The organism is Shewanella spartinae, from assembly GCF_019457555.1.
GTDB classification, from domain to species: Bacteria; Pseudomonadota; Gammaproteobacteria; order Enterobacterales; family Shewanellaceae; genus Shewanella; species Shewanella loihica.
Genome location: NZ_CP080418.1, coordinates 1,727,468 through 1,745,205, shown reverse-complemented (window position 1 = coordinate 1,745,205; position 17,738 = coordinate 1,727,468). Strand labels below are relative to the sequence as shown.

Genomic DNA, 17,738 nt, shown 5'->3' with positions numbered 1-17,738 from the left:
TTGGCGTAAGCGCATTCTTAAACAGCTTGTATGTTATGCCTTACCTCTTTGACGACATACCTTGAGCCACAGCAGAACCTCCCAGCCAACTTAACCACTAAACCCAAAGCGTCCCTTTATTGCTGGCCAGACTAAATAATTCACCAAATTACGTTGTTTTTAAAACACAATTGGTTTTAGATGAAGACAGTTGACTTTCTGCTAGCAAGATGAGACCTAAGATGAAAAACGTAATTTGTGATATTGATGGTGTACTGCTACATGACAATAAGTTGATCCCTGGCAGCGATAAGTTTATCCATCGCATTCTCGAGCAGGGAAACCCGCTGGTCATACTGACCAACTACCCGGTACAGACGGGTAAAGATCTCCAAAACCGCCTCGGCGCCGCCGGGATCCAGGTACCAGAGGAGTGTTTCTACACCTCGGCCATGGCCACGGCAGACTTCCTCAAGCATCAGACGGGTGACAAGGCCTTTGTGATCGGCGAAGGCGCCCTCACCCATGAACTCTATAAGGCTGGCTTTACCATTACCGACATCAACCCAGATTTTGTCATCGTCGGTGAGACCCGCTCCTACAACTGGGACATGATCCACAAGGCCGCCCAGTTTGTTGCCGCCGGCGCCCGTTTCATCGCCACCAACCCGGATACTCACGGCCCGGCCCACAGCCCTGCCTGTGGTGCCCTGTGCGCGCCTATCGAACGCATCTCGGGTCGCATGCCCTTCTACGTGGGTAAGCCCAGCTCTTGGATAATCCGCAGCGCCCTGAACCATATCGGCGGCCACTCGGAAAATACCGTGATCATCGGCGATAACATGCGCACCGATATCCTGGCAGGATTCCAGGCGGGTCTGGAGACCATCTTAGTCACCAGCGGCGTCAGCCAGATAAAAGATATCGACAAGGAGCCATTCAGGCCCAACCATGTTTTTGACTGCGCAGGTGATATCGACGTCATCTAAGCTGTTTAGCCAAAGAAATCACTAGCCAAGACGCGCGGTCCAGACCGCGCGTTTTTTATCCTCTACCTGCACAAGATTTATCCCTGTCAGCCCAGCTGCCATCAGCCTTTCATCAAACATAAAGCGTAACATTTAATCGCCCCGACTCCCTTGATAATGCCGGTCATCTTATTCATCATGTGGTCGCGATTAATAAATAACAAAAACAAATAGGAAGTCCCATGCGTTTTGCCCTACCCACCTGTGCTCTGGTGCTCCTCAGCGCCTGTAGCCAGCATGCTCCCCAGCTAAGTAGCGAAGAGCAAGTTCCCGCCTTCAACGAAGCCAGATTCAGGCTGGATATTCAGACCCTCTCCTCAGATAAATTTGAGGGCCGCGCCCCTACTACCCAGGGTGAGGCGCTGACGCTGGATTACCTCAGCAAGGCCTTTGCCGCCGCCGGACTGGTCGGTGCCAACGATGACAGCTTCCTACAACCTGTGCCTATGGTCAGCTACACCGCCAGCGAGTCGCAAACCGTGACCCTGGGCGATCTGCCGATGCACTACCGTCAGGATATCGTCCTGGGCAGTCGCCATGACAATCAAGGGGTGGAGATTAAAGATGCGCCGCTGGTCTTCGTGGGCTATGGCATCAAGGCGCCTGAATATGATTGGGACGACTATCAAGGCCTGGATATGAAGGGCAAGATCGCTCTGATCCTGGTGAACGACCCCGGCTTTGCCCTGCCCGAGTCAGGCAAGTTTAACGGCAAGGCGATGACCTACTACGGCCGCTGGAGCTATAAGTTTGAGGAAGCCAGCCGCCAAGGCGCACTCGGCGCCATCATCATCCACGATACCAAGCCGGCTTCATATCCTTGGTCAGTGGTAGAAAACAGCTGGACAGGGGCTCAGCAAGATCTGGTACTGGATAAGGCCACGCAAGACAGCCGCGTACAGGTCGAAGGCTGGATCACCAAGGAGAAAGCCAGCGAACTATTCGACAGCGCTGGCTTGTCCCTGGCGACCTTAAGCGACCGCGCCGCCAGCAGCCCGGTGAATGTCGCACTGCAAAAATCTGCCAGCATCGCCTTCGCCAACAAGGCGGAATATGCCGATAGCTACAACGTGGTTGCCACCCTCCCCGGCCAAGGCGCCAGTGATGAGCAGATCCTCTTTACCGCCCACTGGGACCATATCGGCCTGGACACCAGCAAGCAGGGCGATCAGATCTATAACGGCGCTCTGGACAATGCCTCTGGCACCGCTGGGATCCTGGAGATCGCCCGCCAGTTCGCCGCCCAGGCCAAGCAAGGCAAGCCGCTCAAGCGCTCGCTCACTTTCGTCGCCACCACAGGCGAAGAGCAGGGATTGTTAGGTTCGCGCTACTACGCCGCCAACCCTGTCTATCCTTTGGACAAGACAGTAGCGGTCTTCAACCTGGACAGCACCAATATCTATGGCCGTACATCGGATTACACTATCGTAGGCAAAGGCAAGTCACAGCTGGAAACCTATCTGATCGAGGCGGCCAGCGGCCAGCAGCGCACCGCAGTGAGTGAGACACGTCCTGAATCTGGCGGCTTCTTCCGCTCAGACCACTTCAGCTTCGCCAAGTATGGTGTGCCTGCGGTATTTGCCGGTGGCGGCAACAACCCGGTCGATGATGCCACGGCCAAGTACAAGGCTGAGATGAAAGCGCAGATGAAGGGCTGTTACCACAATGTCTGCGACGAATATCGCGCCGACTGGGATCTCTCCGGCGCCCTGGAAGACCTTGGAGTCTACTATCAGGCCGCTCAACGCCTGGGTAACAACGGCGACTGGCCCGGCTATTATGCCGGCACCGAGTTCCACCAACTGCGCCCAGCAACCACAAACAAGACTGCAACCGCCGAGTAACTAGGATTTCGGCAACACATGAATAAAAGGCTTCCATCGGAAGCCTTTTTGTTTATTTATCCGCCAGTCACGCCACTTTTTACCAACTCGACTAAAATCCAGACTGAGATTAAGAATGCACAAATCCCACCTCAGATATGGGAACAAAAATAGAGATTTCACAATTAAAACCACAAACAGCAAAACAAAACTCAAAACCGTCGCCATAAAAACCACAAAAACATCATCCAAAACGCAAATTTTATGACGTTTTGATAATTTTCAGGCTTGGCAGATGAAGAAAATGCTGTCAAAGTGATTGGCAACTGAGATTTATACCGTTTTCTGGAGCTTTCATTATGTGTTCAATATTTGCGATTCTCGACATCCAAACCGATGCCACGCCGCTACGCCAGGTTGCGCTGGAGATGTCCAAGTTGCTGCGCCATCGCGGCCCCGACTGGTCAGGGATCTATGCCAGCGACAAGGCGATCCTCGCCCATGAGCGTCTGGCCATCGTCGATATCGAGCATGGCGCCCAGCCGCTGCTGTCAGAAGATGAAAGCCTGATCCTGGCGGTCAACGGTGAGATCTACAACCACAAGGAACTCAAGGCCGAACTGGGTGACAAGTACAGCTACCAGACCAACTCAGACTGCGAGGTGATCCTCGCCCTGTATCAGGAATATGGCACCGAGTTTTTGGACAAGCTCAACGGTATCTTCGCCTTCGTCCTCTACGACAAGCGCAGCGACAGCTACCTGATTGGCCGGGATCACATGGGGATCATCCCCCTCTACACTGGTCATGATGCCGAAGGCAACTTCTATGTCGCCTCGGAGATGAAGGCGCTGATGCCCGTCTGTAAGACGGTCGAGACCTTCAAACCTGGCCACTACCTGACCAAGAGCGGTGAGACCCACTACTACCAGCGCGACTGGCAGTCTTTCGAGGCGGTGCAAGACAACGAGGCCAGCGTGGAAGAACTGCGCGAGGCACTAGAAGCCGCAGTCAAGCGTCAGCTGATGTCAGATGTGCCCTATGGCGTGCTGCTCTCCGGCGGACTGGACTCTTCGGTGGTGTCGGCCATCACCCAGACCTTCGCCAAGCGCCGCATCGAAGATGACGGCGCCAGCGATGCCTGGTGGCCGCAGCTGCACTCCTTCGCCGTTGGCTTGACCGGCGCGCCGGATCTGGCGGCGGCGCAGAAGGTGGCCGATGCCATAGGCACCATACACCATGAGATCACCTTCAGCTTCCAGGAAGGCCTAGATGCGCTTAAGGATGTGATCTATCACCTGGAAACCTACGATGTCACTACCATACGTGCGGCAACCCCCATGTATCTGATGGCACGTAAGATCAAGGCGATGGGGATCAAGATGGTATTGTCTGGCGAAGGCGCCGACGAGCTGTTTGGCGGTTACCTCTATTTTCACAAGGCGCCAAACGCCCAGGCCTTCCACGAGGAGCTGGTGCGTAAGCTAGACAAGCTGCACCTGTTCGACTGCCTGCGTGCCAACAAGGCGATGGCGGCCTGGGGCTTAGAGGCGCGCGTGCCCTTCCTCGACAAGGCGTTTATCGACACGGCGATGCGTATCAACCCTGAGGCCAAGATGTCCAAAGATGGCCGTATCGAGAAGCATATCCTGCGTCAGGCCTTCGAGCACAAGCTGCCGCAAGAGGTGGCCTGGCGTCAGAAGGAGCAGTTTAGTGATGGCGTCGGCTACTCCTGGATCGATGGCCTGAAGGAACATGCCGCGACCCAGGTGGACGATCTGCAACTGGCCAACGCCAAGTTCAGGTTCCCTTACAACACGCCGGAAACCAAGGAAGCCTACTTCTACCGCTGCTTCTTCGAAGAGCACTTCCCGCTGCCATCGGCCGCCGAGACAGTGCCGGGTGGCAAGTCGGTCGCCTGCTCTACCCCCGAGGCGCTGGCCTGGGATGAGAGCCTGCAAGGGATCATCGACCCCTCGGGTCGTGCGGTACAATCGGTGCACGAGAGTGCCTACTAGACGCTAGATTTGAACAAGCATAAAAAAAGAGACCACAGGGTCTCTTTTTTATGCACTTTTTAACGCTCTGTGAATCAATAATGCTCGAGATGATGCGTGGCAAACTCCTCGACCGCCTGCATGAAGCGCCCCTCTTCATAGGCCTTGCCAATAATCGCCTGCATCTCACCCAAAGGGATCGCCATCTGATGTCGTTTACTCACGCCGAAATAGACCAGGCGCTGCTCCTCGTGGGTATAGGGATGCACCTTAAGCTTGTCGTCGAAATCACTGAAACGGGCCCTCAGGCTCGGCAGTACCACCTCTGAGACGATTAGCAGATCGAAGCGTCCCTTGAGTAGCATATTGGTCGCCGAGATCACATCATTGGTCTGCACCTTATTCAGCTTGGCATCGCTGTCGAAACGATCGAAATACTCTGTCTCCCGCGACACACCGATAGAAAGCGCGCTGAGATCCTCATAGTCATTCACGTTCGCCAGCGTCTGTTGGCTGATGAAGACGAAGCGACCATCATTGCGATAGGGCAGAAAATAGCTAAAGGCGGCCCGCTCAGGCTTGGCATATATTCCGGCCAACACATCGACGCTACCCTGCTCTAGCATATGCAGGCAACGGGCGAAGTTAGGGCTGGCAATAAAGGTTAACTGGCGCTGCAACAGGCTGGCAAACAGCTCGAGCGCGGCGATATTCTCGCCTATGGGTGGGTGCTCAGGCTGTAGGATCTGAAACGGCGGATAGTGGTCGACGCAGACCCGCATCACTCGCTCATCTTCGACCTCGCCGGCGTAAATGGGCTGCGCGGCGAGCAAGCCCGCCGCCAACATCAAGGCCCTAGTAAGCTGCATTCAAGAATGACTCCTGGGACTCCATCTCCCGTTGACCATACTGCTCCTGATAAAACCCCGGCTCATCAGCCGTTTAATCGTTTAACCTTTTAAAATAATGCTCTCGTTCGATATCCAGCACCTCCATGGTGATGCTGGATACAGAAGCGCACAGCGGCGCGATCAGGCGATCGACACACTGCATCAGGTGCAATTTTTGCTCGCTAGTGCGTCCCGGCATGATTTTAAAGCTGATATGAATAAAGCTAGCAGCTTTTGCCTCGCCAACACAGTAATGCTCGGCGCTATAGGCGCGAGACTTGATACTGGCAGGCTCAAACAGCTCACTCTCGATGGCGCCACGATGCACCTGCTCAACCAGGTTGTCGATGGCAATCTGCTGCGCCAGCGGCGCGCTATATTCGACGATACAATGAGGCATTCTTACTCAGACCATACCGCAAACTCGTTACCGTTTGGGTCCTTAAAATGAAAACGACGACCGCCAGGAAACGAGAAGATCTCCTGAGTGATCACGGCGCCCGCATCGGCAACCGAGGTTAGGCATACCTCTAGCGCCTTGGCATAGAGGACGATCAAGGGTGAGCCAGAGGCGATATCGAATCCTTTGTCCGACAGAAAAAATCCACCGGCAATACCGGCATTGGTAAAGCAGCTGTACTCGGGACCATAATCTTCAAACTGCCAGCCAAACACCTTGCCAAAGAAGGCCTTGGTCGCGGCAATATCCTTAACCGGGATCTCGATATAGTTAATGGTCTGGTCTTGATTCATTGCATTTCCTTGCAGGGATAATAGTTATTAGGTTTTGGCCCATAAACGTGAGCCAAGTATCACTTTTCAATCTACCCTCGTTCTAAAAGTAAAGCGAGTGTTAAATCTCCCCTGCCACCGACATAGCCTAGATTTTAGCCAACAAAAAAGGGAGCCTGGCTCCCTTCTGAATCATTGAGGTTATGAAATACAGCTTATTAGCAGTAAGTCTTGAGAACTTAGTCCAGCAAGGCTGCCAGCAGACCGATGAGACCGCCGAATACGCCGCCCCAGACAACCAGCCAACCAAGGTGCTGCTTGATCATCTCCTGCACTATCTCTTTCACCAACTGCGGCGTGAGTTCTGCCAGGCGCTGGTCTACTATGCTCTTCACCTTCGCCCTGAGATCGGCTAACACGTCCGGCTGCTCTATCTCATTCTTCAGCAACTCATAGAAATCATCGCTCTGTGACAGCTCCACCAAGGAGGTCTTCATCTTATTGATAAATGGCTCTTTCAGTGGGGCTATCGCCTCTGTGCCACCAAACATGGCCAGCATGCCGCCAAACGAAGACTGCTCGACCGTGGTCACCAGGGCATCGAAGGCCGGCGACATATCCACCTTCTCGATAACGGGCTCCAGGTTGATGTGCGCCACGCTGCCCCCCTGCTGTGACAGGAACTTATCGATATTGTCGTTGGTGAAAAACTGCTCCATCATGAGATGGGCGATCCCCGCCTTAAACTCCTCGAAGCGAGCCGGCACCACGCCGCTGCCGTAGAGGCCTGGCACCTTCTCGAATAACATGTGGATCGCCAGCCAGTTGGTCACCGCCCCCGACAGGGCAAACAGGCCGATGCTAAAGAGGATAGCGTGCTGAAAAAGATAGCCACAGACCACCAACGCGGCGGCCAGTAAATTAGTGATAAGACTCTTATTCACCGATTTATCTCCAAGGATAAGACAAAAAAACCGCGCTATCTTACCACAAGCAAAATCCTTGAAGACAGCCTATCAGTTTTGGTTAACCGCCTGCTCGGCAAACAGGGCGCGGGTGTCGCATTCATCGACAAAGATAAAGCCATCGCCGCTGAGGTGCTCGCGGCGCACAGCCATCACATTGGTCTCGTCTGCCAGTTCCCTGGCCTTCTCAACCAGACGGGTGGCGATGCCTTGATGGCGGAAGGCCTCTTCGACGTAAAGATCGTCAAAGTACCAGACGGGTTTGAGTAGACGCGAGGAGAAAGAGGGATAGAGCTGAATGAAACCGACAATCGCCTGGTCCAGCTGAGCAATGAAGATCACCGAATCATTCTCATGCAGGCGGGCCTGCAGAAAGTCACCACTGTCGGACAGTGCGGAGGTTTGTCCAAGGCTCTGACGATAACGGTCAAACAGGGGGGCCAGCAGGGTCAAGTCATCTTCAATTGCAATTCGTATCAGCATATTCCGTCCTTGAAATCTGTATTGCCCTGGGAATGAGGGGCGACAAATACAGCTACATCCTTATGATTTAGTTGATGTTATCACATTAGGATTAAAATAACAGTCCATTGTGGATACTACATAAGTCTAGGCTAGCCCCTTGGACGTTTACGCAGATCTTTATACTCGAACGACAGGCTGTGGATCCGCTCGATGGGGAAACCGTTAAGAAAGGCGATCTCCCGGCTCTCGTTGACCAGGCCAGGTTCACCGCAGAGAAACAGGTGCTGTTGACGGTCGAATTGATGACACTTGAGCGCCTCGCTAAAAGGGTTGGCGTGGATCACCCGCCGCCCCTTGCTCTCACTCTGCCCCGTGATACAGGCCTGATAATGAAACTGGCGATGCTCCAGCATCATCTTAAGTAATTTAGGGTGCAGGTAAAGGTCGTTATCGTCCCGTGCGCCGACATAGAGGAAGATCTCTCCCTGATGCCCCTGGGCCAACGCCTGCATCAACATGCCGTGGGCCACTCCCAGGCCGCTGCCGAAGGCGACGATGATCAGCTTGGCATCGCGATAGGCGGTTCGATAATAGCGACTGCCCAGCGGCCCCTGCACCAGCAGGCTCTCACCTATCCCCGCGTGGTGATACAGCCAGTCACTGAACTGACCGTTGTATTTACGCCGCACATGCAGCTCTAAAAAGGGCTCCCCCGGCAGGCTGGTAGGTGAATAACTGCGGGTCAGGCCGTCGAAGCGACGTAAATTAATATACTGCCCCGGATGGTGCGCCAAAGGCTCATCGAGTGCCAAGCGAACACGCACCACGGCCTCATTGATAAACTGCTTCTCCTGGATCTTGGCGCCGATGAAGAGGTCCTGGGGCAAAATAGACTTGAGGCGCAGGGCGGGTGTGGGCTTACACTGACAGGAGCAGAGATAGTGACGCTGCTTGAGCCCCAAGGTCAGGCCGCGCTGGGCGCCGATCGCCATCTCGCCATCGACATGTTGTAGCAGACAGGTTTTGCACACCCCCTTCTTACAGGAGTAATTGACCCGCTGACCATGGCGTATCAGGGTGTCCAATACCGACTCACCGGCCTTGGCCTCAAATGCCTGACCGTCGAGGTAAAATGTTGTCATATATGTCGATTTATCTCGTAAAAATTTAAATAAATTTAATCTTTAGCCGTTCATTATCGATAATAAACCTACTAAAATTATAGCGACTGGTTCACAAACGTGCGGATTGGACTCGCCGTCCCCCCTTCCTTGAATCTTTTCAGTTCGTCTACAACGTCATTAAGGTCATTATGTCTTCCGTCCCATCATTTTTCGCAAAACTCGGACAAAAATACAAACAGCTGCCCAAATATCAAAGATATATTGGTATCTCAATTACCCTGTATTTAACATGGACCCTGTTACTGGGTCTACTGCTTCCTTATCTGCTGACCCTGCAAATCCCTAAGCAGCTGTCGAACCAGATCCAAAGACCCGTCTCCCTCACCCAGGTGAAGATCAACCCCTTTACCCTCGAGGTCGAGCTCACTGACTTTGCCATCAAGGAAAAAAACGACCAGCCCTTTGTTGGCTTTAAGCGCCTCGGCCTAAATATCCAATTTTGGGACTCCCTGTTTCAGCAAGGGCTGAGCCTCACCGACATCACACTGGAAAATCCCCACGCCGAGGTAAAGCGCTTAGATAGCAAAGAGGCGCTAAGGTTTAACTTCTCCGACATCCTGGAGACCCTGGCGAAAAACAGCGAGGCGCAACCAGAGCCGGAACCCGAGCCAGAGGACGGTAAGAGGATCCCTCACTTTATCCTCAAGAATCTGGCGATCGTCGATGCCAATCTGCATCTACTCGATGAGATCACTCAAGGGCAAGTCAGCTATCCCAAGGTTAACCTCAAGGTCGCCAGCTTCGACTCCCATAACCCCATAGTTGCCACTAAGATGAGCAGCGATGCCGCAAAGCCGCAGCCTCTTGAGGGCCAGAGCCTTGATGCCAAAAATGAGGCGGCGCAGAAGGCCAACCGCTACCACATGGAGTTTCATAGCGATCGCGGCGGCAAAATCGCCCTCAAGGGCCAGGTGCAGCTCACGCCCTTCGAGCTTGTCGGCGATGTCCGCCTGAGCCATATCGATCTGCCGCAGCTGTGGACCTTTGTCGATAAGGCCTTCCATGTGTCACTGGACAAGGGCTATGTGGATTTCGCCACCGAGTACCGCGTCGCCATGGATGACGACCAGCTTGAGGCCAGCACCAGCGCCGGCGAGCTGAGTTTCAGTGACCTACGGATCACCCATGAGCAGCGAGAGCTTATCTCCCTGGGACGTTTTGCCCTCTCGGGCATCGCAGCGGATCTTGGCCAGCAGCAAGTCGATGTCGCCGCCCTGACCTCGAGCGACCTCCTGGTTAACGCACGCCTAGATGATAAAGGGGTAGATCTCGCCGCCCTGCTGGCACCAATAGGTAATGGTGATAAGGCGAAATCGACTGAGACGCCTAAAGCGACTGACATTAGTACAGCAAACGAGCAGGCTGCAGACACTCAAGATGGCAATGTAAAAGGTGCCAATGTACAAGTCGCCGTAGCCGATACCAGCAAGCAAGTGGCAAATTCTGACAAGAAGACAGACACTCAGGCACCAAGCTGGCACGCTAAGCTTGAGAAGATCAGCCTGAGCAACTATCAGCTAAACCTGACCGAGCAGCTGTTTAAAGAGGAGAACCGCTGGCAGATAGGCCAGCTGCAACTCTCCACAGGCGCGGTAGATGAGAGCCTGACACAGCCCATCGACTATCAGCTGGCATTAGCCATCAACCAAAGTGCCAAGGTGCAGAGTCAGGGGCAGATCGACGCCCTGGCCAAGCAGGTCAGCGCCGAACTTTCACTCGAGGGGCTTAGCCTTAACTGGTTCCAGAACTACATTGCGCCTATTGTGAACATCAAGATTGACGATGGCCGCCTGGCGACATCGGGACAACTGCTTGCCGACGCCAACGGCAAACTAAATTATCAGGGCACACTTCAGGTTGACGATCTTCAGGTCAAAGACCTTAAGGCCAACAAGACACTAGTAAAATGGCAGCAGTTGGATCTCAACCAGCTCGACTTCGATAAAGAGGCCAATAAACTGGCAATCGATCAGGTCACGTTAAACAAGCCATACGGACGCATTCTGATCAACGAAGATCGCACCACTAACTTCCAGGATCTTCTTGTCGTGGCGACAGATGATGCTACGGCGGATGATGCGGTGACCGATGCCGACCCATCAGGCGCCGCTAAGCCTGCCACCCGGAAAAATGACAAACAGGAAAATGACAAACAGGAACAACAAGCTGCCAAGAAAAAGGCCACAGCGCAAACCGCCGATGCGGCCAAGCCGATGGCCCTTAGCATCAACAAGATAGTGTTCAAAGATGGCTCGACCTTCTTTGCCGATAATTCGCTCACCCCTAACTTCGCCGCCAGCATAGAGCAGCTCGAAGGCAATATCGCCAACCTCTCCTCCAGCAGCGAGAAGGCCGCCAAGGTCGATATCAAGGGCAAGATAGACAGGTACGCCCCGGTCGTCCTCAAGGGTGAGATCAATCCCCTGCTAGAGCAGCCTTACCTGGACCTCGACCTCAGTTTCAAGCATGTGGAGCTCACCTCGGTTAACCCCTATTCGGGCACCTATGCAGGTTACTACATAGACAAAGGCTTGATGTCGTTGGATCTTAAATATCAGCTAGAGAACAATCAGTTGGTGGGCGACAACCATCTGGTGGTCGATCAACTGCAGCTGGGTAAGAAGAGTAACTCCAGCCTGGCAACCTCTCTGCCTGTCACCCTGGCCATCGCCCTGTTACAAGACAGACACGGGGTGATCGACCTAGGCCTGCAGGTCTCTGGCGATCTCAACGAGCCAAGCTTTAGCTTCGGTAGCATCATCGCCATCGCCTTCACCAATGTGATCACTAAGGCGGTCACCGCGCCCTTCAGCCTGTTAGCCGGCCTCTTGGGCTCAGACGATGAGCTGGATAAGGTGGCCTTTACCCCAGGTCTGGCGACGCTGCCAGAGGAGAGCCAAACGCTGCTGAGCAAGCTGGCCAAGGGGTTGGCCGACAGGCCTAAACTCACCGTCAGCGCCAAGGGCGCGGTGGATCCGGTGAGCGACAGTCAGACCTTAATGACGGCCAAGCTACATCAGGCGCTGGTTGCCCAGGCGCAGCTTGATGATGCCAAGTTCACCGAGGCGCAGATGCCAGCTGAACTCACCGCCAGCACCTTCCCGACCACAGGGGTACTCTCCGATGCACTTAAGTCCCTCTATGAGAAGACGCTGCAAAAAGATCCCGGCGAGGTGCTCAAGGAGATCAAACAGCAGCAGGCCCAGCAGGACAATAGTGCCGGGAATAAGAGTACCGAGAAGCTGAGCGACGAGGAGCTGCAGACCCGCTGGCATATCGCCCTGTACAACTATCTGGTCTCGGCCCAGCAGCTCGACGATAACGCCCTGGGTCAGCTGGCTCAGAGCCGGGCCCTGGCCGTGAAGCAATACCTGATTGAAGAGGCCAAGATTGAACCGGGCCGGGTATTCGTGCTCGACAGTCAAGCCGCGCTCGACACCAGCGCCTCACAGGCCCTGCTGACCCTAAGCGCCGAATAGCAGAGGCGTTAACCTCATCAAACGGCCAGGCTCCAGTTTATGGACAGCTTGGCCGTTTTTTATTTGCCGCTACAGGCCATAGTGTCTTCACAACATACTTGGCGCCAAACAGGGTGAAATGCCGCTCACCAGCGCTCAGTTTACGTCGAGGCTTTGATCTCCATCACGCTTGCGTTAGAATCCGCCCCATCAAAATTATCTAGGAGTCGTTAATGTTTATTGTTCGCTGGGTATTAGGCCGCATTATCCTGTTTTTGAATTTTGTTTTTACCCCAAAGAAGCGTCAGCGTCCGCTGGCCGAACAGGCAAAGATTGACGAGCAGACACAAGGGCTTCAGCTTTATCAATACGCCGCCTGCCCCTTCTGCGTTAAGGTACGCCGCGCCATTCGTCGCCAAGGGCTAAATATCGTCACTGTCGACGCCAAACAAGCCGAGCATCAACAGATGCTGGTAGAACAGGGTGGACTGGCCAAGGTGCCTTGCCTGCGTATCGACCAGGCGGGAGAGACTCAGTGGATGTATGAATCCTCAGATATCATAGATTATCTCAACAAGCGTTTCGCCTAAGGTTTAACCTAGGCACCTTAGCTATCGCTTAAGCGCAATGGGCACCCTAGGGTGCCCTTTTTATTGTCTGGCTCAAGTCGTTAGAGATGGGGCATCATCCCCTTGAGCACTATGTCATGATAGGTCACCACACCTAAGATCTTACCGGCCTCAATCACCGGGGCCTTGTTGATGCCGAAGCGTTCGAACAGCCTGGCGGTATAGCGAATATCCATGTCGGCATGCACAGACAGCACTGGCTTTATCATGATCTCATAGACATTGACCCGCTCCGGCGACTTGTCTTTTGCCAGCACCTTTCGGGCGATATCGCTCATCAGCACCATGCCATATTCATCGTGTTCATGTCGCTTGTTCACCAGCAACATGCTGACATCGTTACCCACAGCCAGCTTGATCGCCTCGGCCACGGTATGCAGACCATCGACCATCACATAGCTGTCTTTCATGACGTCGCTGTTCTTAATTAGCCTGCTTGGTTTCATAGTTGATCCTCAATCTCTTTGCTGAGTTTTTCCACCTGATGGGCGACGCCCACGGCGTCCTCCACATCTATCTGTATGGCAATCCCCTGCCCCGGGTTAGTGTCAAACTCCCCTACCCGGCAAATGGTTTCCAGAATGCTGCGGCTCATGTGCTCCTCCACCAACCAGAGGATGACATCTCGCTGTATATCCAGGCCTAGGCCCATGAAGGTCTTCTTCTTCTCCAGTCCTTCGCCGCGGGCATGGTTGATGACAGTCGCTCCTGTGGCGCCCGCCTCTCTCGCCGCATCGAGCACGGTATCGGTACAGGTTTCATCGACGAAGGCGACGATAAGTTTAAAGCGCATGGTCTCGCTCCTTAGCGGATTTTCGCTGACTTAAGAATTCGACTAACTGGGCATAGCCCATAACTGTGATCATAGGAAACAGGCTGGCAAAGGCAATCAAACCAAAGCCATCGATAAGCGGGTCGCGCCCCGCCACATTGGTTGCCAACCCCAACCCCAGCGCCGCCACCAGCGGCACGGTAACGGTCGAGGTGGTCACCCCACCCGAGTCATAGGCCAGTGGCACTATCATCTTAGGGGCATAATAGGTCTGGATCACCACCAGCACATAGCCGGCCATGATGTAGTAATGAATAGGGTCACCCACCACGATACGAAAACAGCCAAGGGCAATCCCCATGGCCACCCCGATCGCCACCGAGATCCTCAGCCCCTGAATGCCTATGGCACCGCCCGAGACCTCGTTGGCCTTTATCGCCACGGCAATCAATGAAGGCTCGGCAATCGTGGTGCTAAAACCAATAGCCGCGGCAAACAGGTAGACCCAAAGATAATCTTGCCAGATAAAGGGCGTGTCGCCGCCCTCAGGGTGGAGAAAATCGGGCGAGGTCAGCTGACTGGCCATGCTCTGGCCGATGGGAAACAGCGCCAGCTCCAGCCCCACCAGAAACAGGCTAAGGCCGATGATCACATAGACAAAGCCCAGCAACACCCGGCGCCAATTGGCAATGGCACGCTTAAGTACCCCGAGCTGAAAACCAAACAAGATGGCGGCGATGGGCACCACATCACGCATGGTCAATAAGAGGGTGTCTAGCATCTCACTCAGGTAAGTCATCACAACACCCACATGCCGTAGAGTAATACGAAGATCATCGGCGTCAGGCTGGCAAAGGCGATCAAGCCAAAGCCATCCAACATGGGGTTACGCCCCTTGATCACGCTGGCCAAGCCGACTCCCAAGGCGGTCACCAGCGGCACGGTAATGGTGGAGGTGGTCACGCCGCCAGAGTCATAAGCGATCCCTATGATATTCTCAGGCGCAAAGGCCGTCAGCACCATGACGCAGAGATAACCGCCGATGATCAGATAATGAATGGGCCAGCCCTTAAGTATGCGGATCACCCCAAGCAGAATCGCCAGCCCCACCGAGATGGCCACCGTCAGCCTGAGCCCCATGGCATAGCTATCCATGGCATCCTGGCTTGCTGTAATGGCCCCAGAATTTGCCGCGACCTCGGCCGCCTCGTTGGCCACAGCCGTCAGCGCGGGCTCCGCTAAAGTAGTGCCAAAGCCCAGGGAGAAGGAGAAGACCACCAACCAGAAGACGCTGCCCTTACGCGCCAGCGCCTGGGCCAGAGACTCACCTATGGGAAACAGGCCCATCTCGAGCCCAAAGACGAAGAAGGTCAAACCGAAGACGATAAACACCAGCCCGAGCAGGATCTCGGCCAGATTAGCCGGGGCCTGATGCAGCACGAAGATCTCGAAGAAGGCAACCACACAGATGATGGGCACCAGATCCCGAAAACTGCCGAGTAATGAACGAAACAGGCTGATCAAGGCCGACATGCAGACTCCTTAGCACAGGGGATCTCCTAACACATTTCCCCTTACCTTGAGTGTGCCAAGACGCTAACAAATAACAACAATTTTCTCACATCCCGCCCCATTTACGTGAGCCAGTTCAAGTTACTCGGCCAATGCAAGTTACTCAGCCCAAGTTACTCAGCCAGAGTCAATTTAGGTAAAGTCAGGTCACCTAGGGTGATCTCCCCCGGCGATTGGGTTATGCTGACCCTGCAACGAATGTTAACCTCGACGAAAAATAAAGATAACAACAAGATGCCGATACGCTCCCCACTGCTTACCACCACACTGCTGCTCACAGTAACCCTTGGCCTTGGCGGCTGCGCCAGCAAACGCGACGTCGATGATTTTAAGGTGCGCGTTGAAGATACCTTCCATACCTCGATCAAGGGCAACGGCATCAAGCTGTTTACCTACAGGGTGAAGTACGCCGATCTACCGACGCTTGAGCAACCCCACATGCAGCGGGTACGCCAGATAGAGAAGATGAAACGCTCGGGCAGCAAGAAACGCTCTGTCTATGAGCCGGATCTGACCCGCTGGACGCAGCAGATAGAATTAGGCCTTGAGAAGACCATCGCCATGACTGGCTACTGCCGCGAAGGCTACCTGGAGCTGAGCCGTATCATAGAAGAAGGACGCGGTGAGATCCGCGGCGAGTGTAACGACGGCGCCACCGACGCCGACATCAGCAAGTTTGCCAACAAAGGCTAATTCGAGCGCCGAGTCACGTCTCAGCGCTTAAAGTGTCCATGGGCCAGGAAATGCGCCGTCTGGGCGATCACGCTGGGATTATTCATCATGAAGGGATGGGTAACCGCCAGGCTGATATGATCCCGCATCCCGTCCAGGCGGGTGCGGGCCACAGAGACCTTACCATCGTTGGGCCCCGGCAATAAGGTCGAGAGCAGCAAATTCACGCTGCGACTACCGGCAATGACTCCCACTTCAAAGTGCGCCTTGCCCAAGCGATTGGGCACGCTCTCTTCCTCCGTGCCCAGCTGCAGACCCGCCGGGCCGTTTATCCACTTGAATCCGGGGAAATCTTTGAGACTATCCACCACCTCGCTACCGCGATTGGGCGGCCCAAGCATGACCACACGCCCAAGTGCAGGCAAAGTATGTTGGCTCAGATATTGGCGCACCAGGATGCCGCCCATGGAATGGGTCACGAAGTGCACTCTCTCGCCCCGGCACTGTGACAGCGCCCTGTCGATATGCTCACCGACCAGGGTCTCGATATCGAACTGAGTCGAAGGGTACCCCAGATTCACGCACTGATAGCCCTTAGCCGACAGGGCATGTTCCATCTTCACCATCGAGCCTCGAGTGCGCGCCAAACCATGGAGTAAGATCACTGACTCATTGTGGGGTTTCATCGCTGACTGGCTCCTTGTCATTCCGGCTTGTCCTTGTTATTCCAACTTTTCCTTGTTCATCCTGGGTCAAACAAACTAGAGCAGGCGATACTCGATAAGATAGAGAGTATCAATCTCACCATATATCTCGGTGATCACCGCCTTTAACTGCTCAAGCGTCATGTTCTCCTGCACGGCATGCCGGGAGTTTAATGCCTCGAAGGCAAGCGTTTCGACTCGCTCCACCTGAATATCGCAGAAGTGTCGCCCTTCTTCAAAGGTGGATACCGACAAGCGGTCACCAACGCGAAAGTGCGACTCGCTCTCATCCCTGAGGGTGATGGTTTTCGCCCCGCTGAGGATATCGGCTTCGAATCGCTCGAAGAAGGTGATCTTGCCATCATAGGTTAACGGGGTCATATTTCCTCTATCTGCTATTTTTGCCTATAGCCGCTTGGCACAGATTAGGTTAAAATCCGCCCCCGGTTTAAGCTAACTAGGTTTAAGCCCTTATTTTATCTGAATCAAACACCCTGGTGGAAGTATGAACAAGAAACAAAAGATGCTGAAGAAGACGGCAAAGCGCGCCAAGGCCCGTCACAACAAACATACGCCGCCGACCGTAAAGAAATATATCTCTAAGGGCGATCGCGCCAAGATGCTGGCTCAGGAGCAGGCCGAGATGGCTGCCAAGGCTAATGCCGCCGAGAAGGCCGCTAAGGTCGAGGGCGAGCAGGAAGTCGCTGTTGAGACTGTTGAAACAGCTGAGCAGGAAGAAACTTCACAAGCCGCAGAGGCAAAAGCCTCTGAATAACAGGCCTCTAAGTAATCCCCCGCTGAGCAATAAGGCTCAAGGCTATTAAATAGAAAGAGCTAGGACTAGTGCTCAGTCCTTCCCCCAAGCGGC

General features: G+C 54.2%; 19 protein-coding genes. 7 read left to right on the top strand and 12 right to left on the bottom strand.

The window, feature by feature from the left end:
• Positions 1 to 221 precede the first annotated feature (221 nt).
• The 3 genes from K0I31_RS07820 (at position 222) to asnB (ending at position 4,848) form a co-directional block, all read left to right on the top strand.
• Complete coding sequence (locus K0I31_RS07820) at positions 222 to 968, top strand: HAD-IIA family hydrolase (protein ID WP_041406575.1); 747 nt, start codon at positions 222 to 224, stop codon at positions 966 to 968.
• A 221-nt stretch (positions 969 to 1,189) separates the two neighbouring features.
• A complete protein-coding gene (locus tag K0I31_RS07815; protein ID WP_220080450.1) occupies positions 1,190 to 2,851 on the top strand; it encodes a M28 family metallopeptidase in 1,662 nt (553 codons plus the stop codon).
• Between the two features lie 338 nt (positions 2,852 to 3,189).
• A complete protein-coding gene (gene asnB, locus K0I31_RS07810; RefSeq protein ID WP_220080449.1) occupies positions 3,190 to 4,848 on the top strand; it encodes an asparagine synthase B in 1,659 nt (552 codons plus the stop codon).
• Positions 4,849 to 4,922: 74 nt separating this feature from the next.
• Here asnB and K0I31_RS07805 read toward each other — a convergent pair whose 3' ends face one another.
• The 6 genes from K0I31_RS07805 to K0I31_RS07780 all read right to left on the bottom strand — a co-directional run bounded on the left by K0I31_RS07805 (position 4,923) and on the right by K0I31_RS07780 (position 9,021).
• Positions 4,923 to 5,696, bottom strand: coding sequence for a substrate-binding periplasmic protein (locus tag K0I31_RS07805; protein ID WP_220080448.1), 774 nt, complete (start codon positions 5,694 to 5,696; stop codon positions 4,923 to 4,925).
• A 73-nt stretch (positions 5,697 to 5,769) separates the two neighbouring features.
• Positions 5,770 to 6,117 carry a 5-carboxymethyl-2-hydroxymuconate Delta-isomerase gene (locus tag K0I31_RS07800; RefSeq protein ID WP_220080447.1) on the bottom strand — a complete coding sequence of 116 codons (348 nt, stop codon included), beginning with the start codon at positions 6,115 to 6,117 and terminating at the stop codon, positions 5,770 to 5,772.
• Positions 6,118 to 6,119: 2 nt separating this feature from the next.
• Entirely contained in the window at positions 6,120 to 6,470 is a 351-nt protein-coding gene (locus K0I31_RS07795) for a VOC family protein (protein ID WP_144198548.1), read from the bottom strand.
• A 218-nt stretch (positions 6,471 to 6,688) separates the two neighbouring features.
• Complete coding sequence (locus tag K0I31_RS07790; protein WP_220080446.1) at positions 6,689 to 7,393, bottom strand: DUF445 domain-containing protein; 705 nt, start codon at positions 7,391 to 7,393, stop codon at positions 6,689 to 6,691.
• Between the two features lie 72 nt (positions 7,394 to 7,465).
• Positions 7,466 to 7,897, bottom strand: coding sequence for a GNAT family N-acetyltransferase (locus tag K0I31_RS07785; protein WP_220080445.1), 432 nt, complete (start codon positions 7,895 to 7,897; stop codon positions 7,466 to 7,468).
• A gap of 131 nt (positions 7,898 to 8,028) precedes the next feature.
• The gene (locus K0I31_RS07780; RefSeq protein WP_220044855.1) at positions 8,029 to 9,021 is read right to left on the bottom strand and encodes a 2Fe-2S iron-sulfur cluster-binding protein; all 993 of its coding nucleotides are present in this window, start codon (positions 9,019 to 9,021) and stop codon (positions 8,029 to 8,031) included.
• Between the two features lie 170 nt (positions 9,022 to 9,191).
• Between K0I31_RS07780 and K0I31_RS07775 the strand changes: the two genes are divergently transcribed.
• Positions 9,192 to 12,542 carry a DUF748 domain-containing protein gene (locus tag K0I31_RS07775; RefSeq protein ID WP_220080444.1) on the top strand — a complete coding sequence of 1,117 codons (3,351 nt, stop codon included), beginning with the start codon at positions 9,192 to 9,194 and terminating at the stop codon, positions 12,540 to 12,542.
• Between the two features lie 212 nt (positions 12,543 to 12,754).
• Entirely contained in the window at positions 12,755 to 13,111 is a 357-nt protein-coding gene (locus K0I31_RS07770) for a glutathione S-transferase N-terminal domain-containing protein (RefSeq protein WP_220080443.1), read from the top strand.
• A gap of 80 nt (positions 13,112 to 13,191) precedes the next feature.
• On the opposite strand, the gene K0I31_RS07765 is transcribed toward K0I31_RS07770, so the two are convergent.
• Genes K0I31_RS07765 through K0I31_RS07750 form a run of 4 tightly spaced genes read right to left on the bottom strand, consistent with a single transcriptional unit; the run spans position 13,192 to position 15,455 of the window.
• Complete coding sequence (locus tag K0I31_RS07765) at positions 13,192 to 13,596, bottom strand: CBS domain-containing protein (RefSeq protein WP_011865299.1); 405 nt, start codon at positions 13,594 to 13,596, stop codon at positions 13,192 to 13,194.
• Positions 13,593 to 13,943 (bottom strand): P-II family nitrogen regulator, encoded by a 351-nt coding sequence (locus K0I31_RS07760; protein WP_011865298.1) that lies wholly within the window; start codon positions 13,941 to 13,943, stop codon positions 13,593 to 13,595. The genes K0I31_RS07765 and K0I31_RS07760 overlap by 4 nt, the downstream gene beginning before the upstream one ends.
• Positions 13,933 to 14,721 carry a DUF1538 domain-containing protein gene (locus tag K0I31_RS07755; RefSeq protein ID WP_220080442.1) on the bottom strand — a complete coding sequence of 263 codons (789 nt, stop codon included), beginning with the start codon at positions 14,719 to 14,721 and terminating at the stop codon, positions 13,933 to 13,935. The genes K0I31_RS07760 and K0I31_RS07755 overlap by 11 nt, the downstream gene beginning before the upstream one ends.
• Positions 14,721 to 15,455: a DUF1538 domain-containing protein gene (locus tag K0I31_RS07750; protein WP_220080441.1), complete on the bottom strand. Its 735-nt coding sequence runs from the start codon at positions 15,453 to 15,455 to the stop codon at positions 14,721 to 14,723. The genes K0I31_RS07755 and K0I31_RS07750 overlap by 1 nt, the downstream gene beginning before the upstream one ends.
• Before the next feature lie 273 nt (positions 15,456 to 15,728).
• Between K0I31_RS07750 and K0I31_RS07745 the strand changes: the two genes are divergently transcribed.
• Positions 15,729 to 16,187 carry a hypothetical protein gene (locus K0I31_RS07745; protein ID WP_258406602.1) on the top strand — a complete coding sequence of 153 codons (459 nt, stop codon included), beginning with the start codon at positions 15,729 to 15,731 and terminating at the stop codon, positions 16,185 to 16,187.
• Positions 16,188 to 16,207: 20 nt separating this feature from the next.
• Here the strand turns inward: K0I31_RS07745 and K0I31_RS07740 are convergent, their stop codons facing one another.
• A complete protein-coding gene (locus tag K0I31_RS07740; RefSeq protein ID WP_258406601.1) occupies positions 16,208 to 16,852 on the bottom strand; it encodes an esterase/lipase family protein in 645 nt (214 codons plus the stop codon).
• Positions 16,853 to 16,927: 75 nt separating this feature from the next.
• Positions 16,928 to 17,251 carry a N(4)-acetylcytidine aminohydrolase gene (gene yqfB, locus K0I31_RS07735; RefSeq protein ID WP_220080438.1) on the bottom strand — a complete coding sequence of 108 codons (324 nt, stop codon included), beginning with the start codon at positions 17,249 to 17,251 and terminating at the stop codon, positions 16,928 to 16,930.
• Between the two features lie 124 nt (positions 17,252 to 17,375).
• Here yqfB and K0I31_RS07730 point away from each other — a divergent pair, with 124 nt between their 5' ends.
• On the top strand, positions 17,376 to 17,645 hold the full coding sequence (locus K0I31_RS07730) for a DUF2986 domain-containing protein (RefSeq protein WP_220080437.1): 270 nt from the start codon (positions 17,376 to 17,378) through the stop codon (positions 17,643 to 17,645).
• Positions 17,646 to 17,738: the final 93 nt, after the last annotated feature.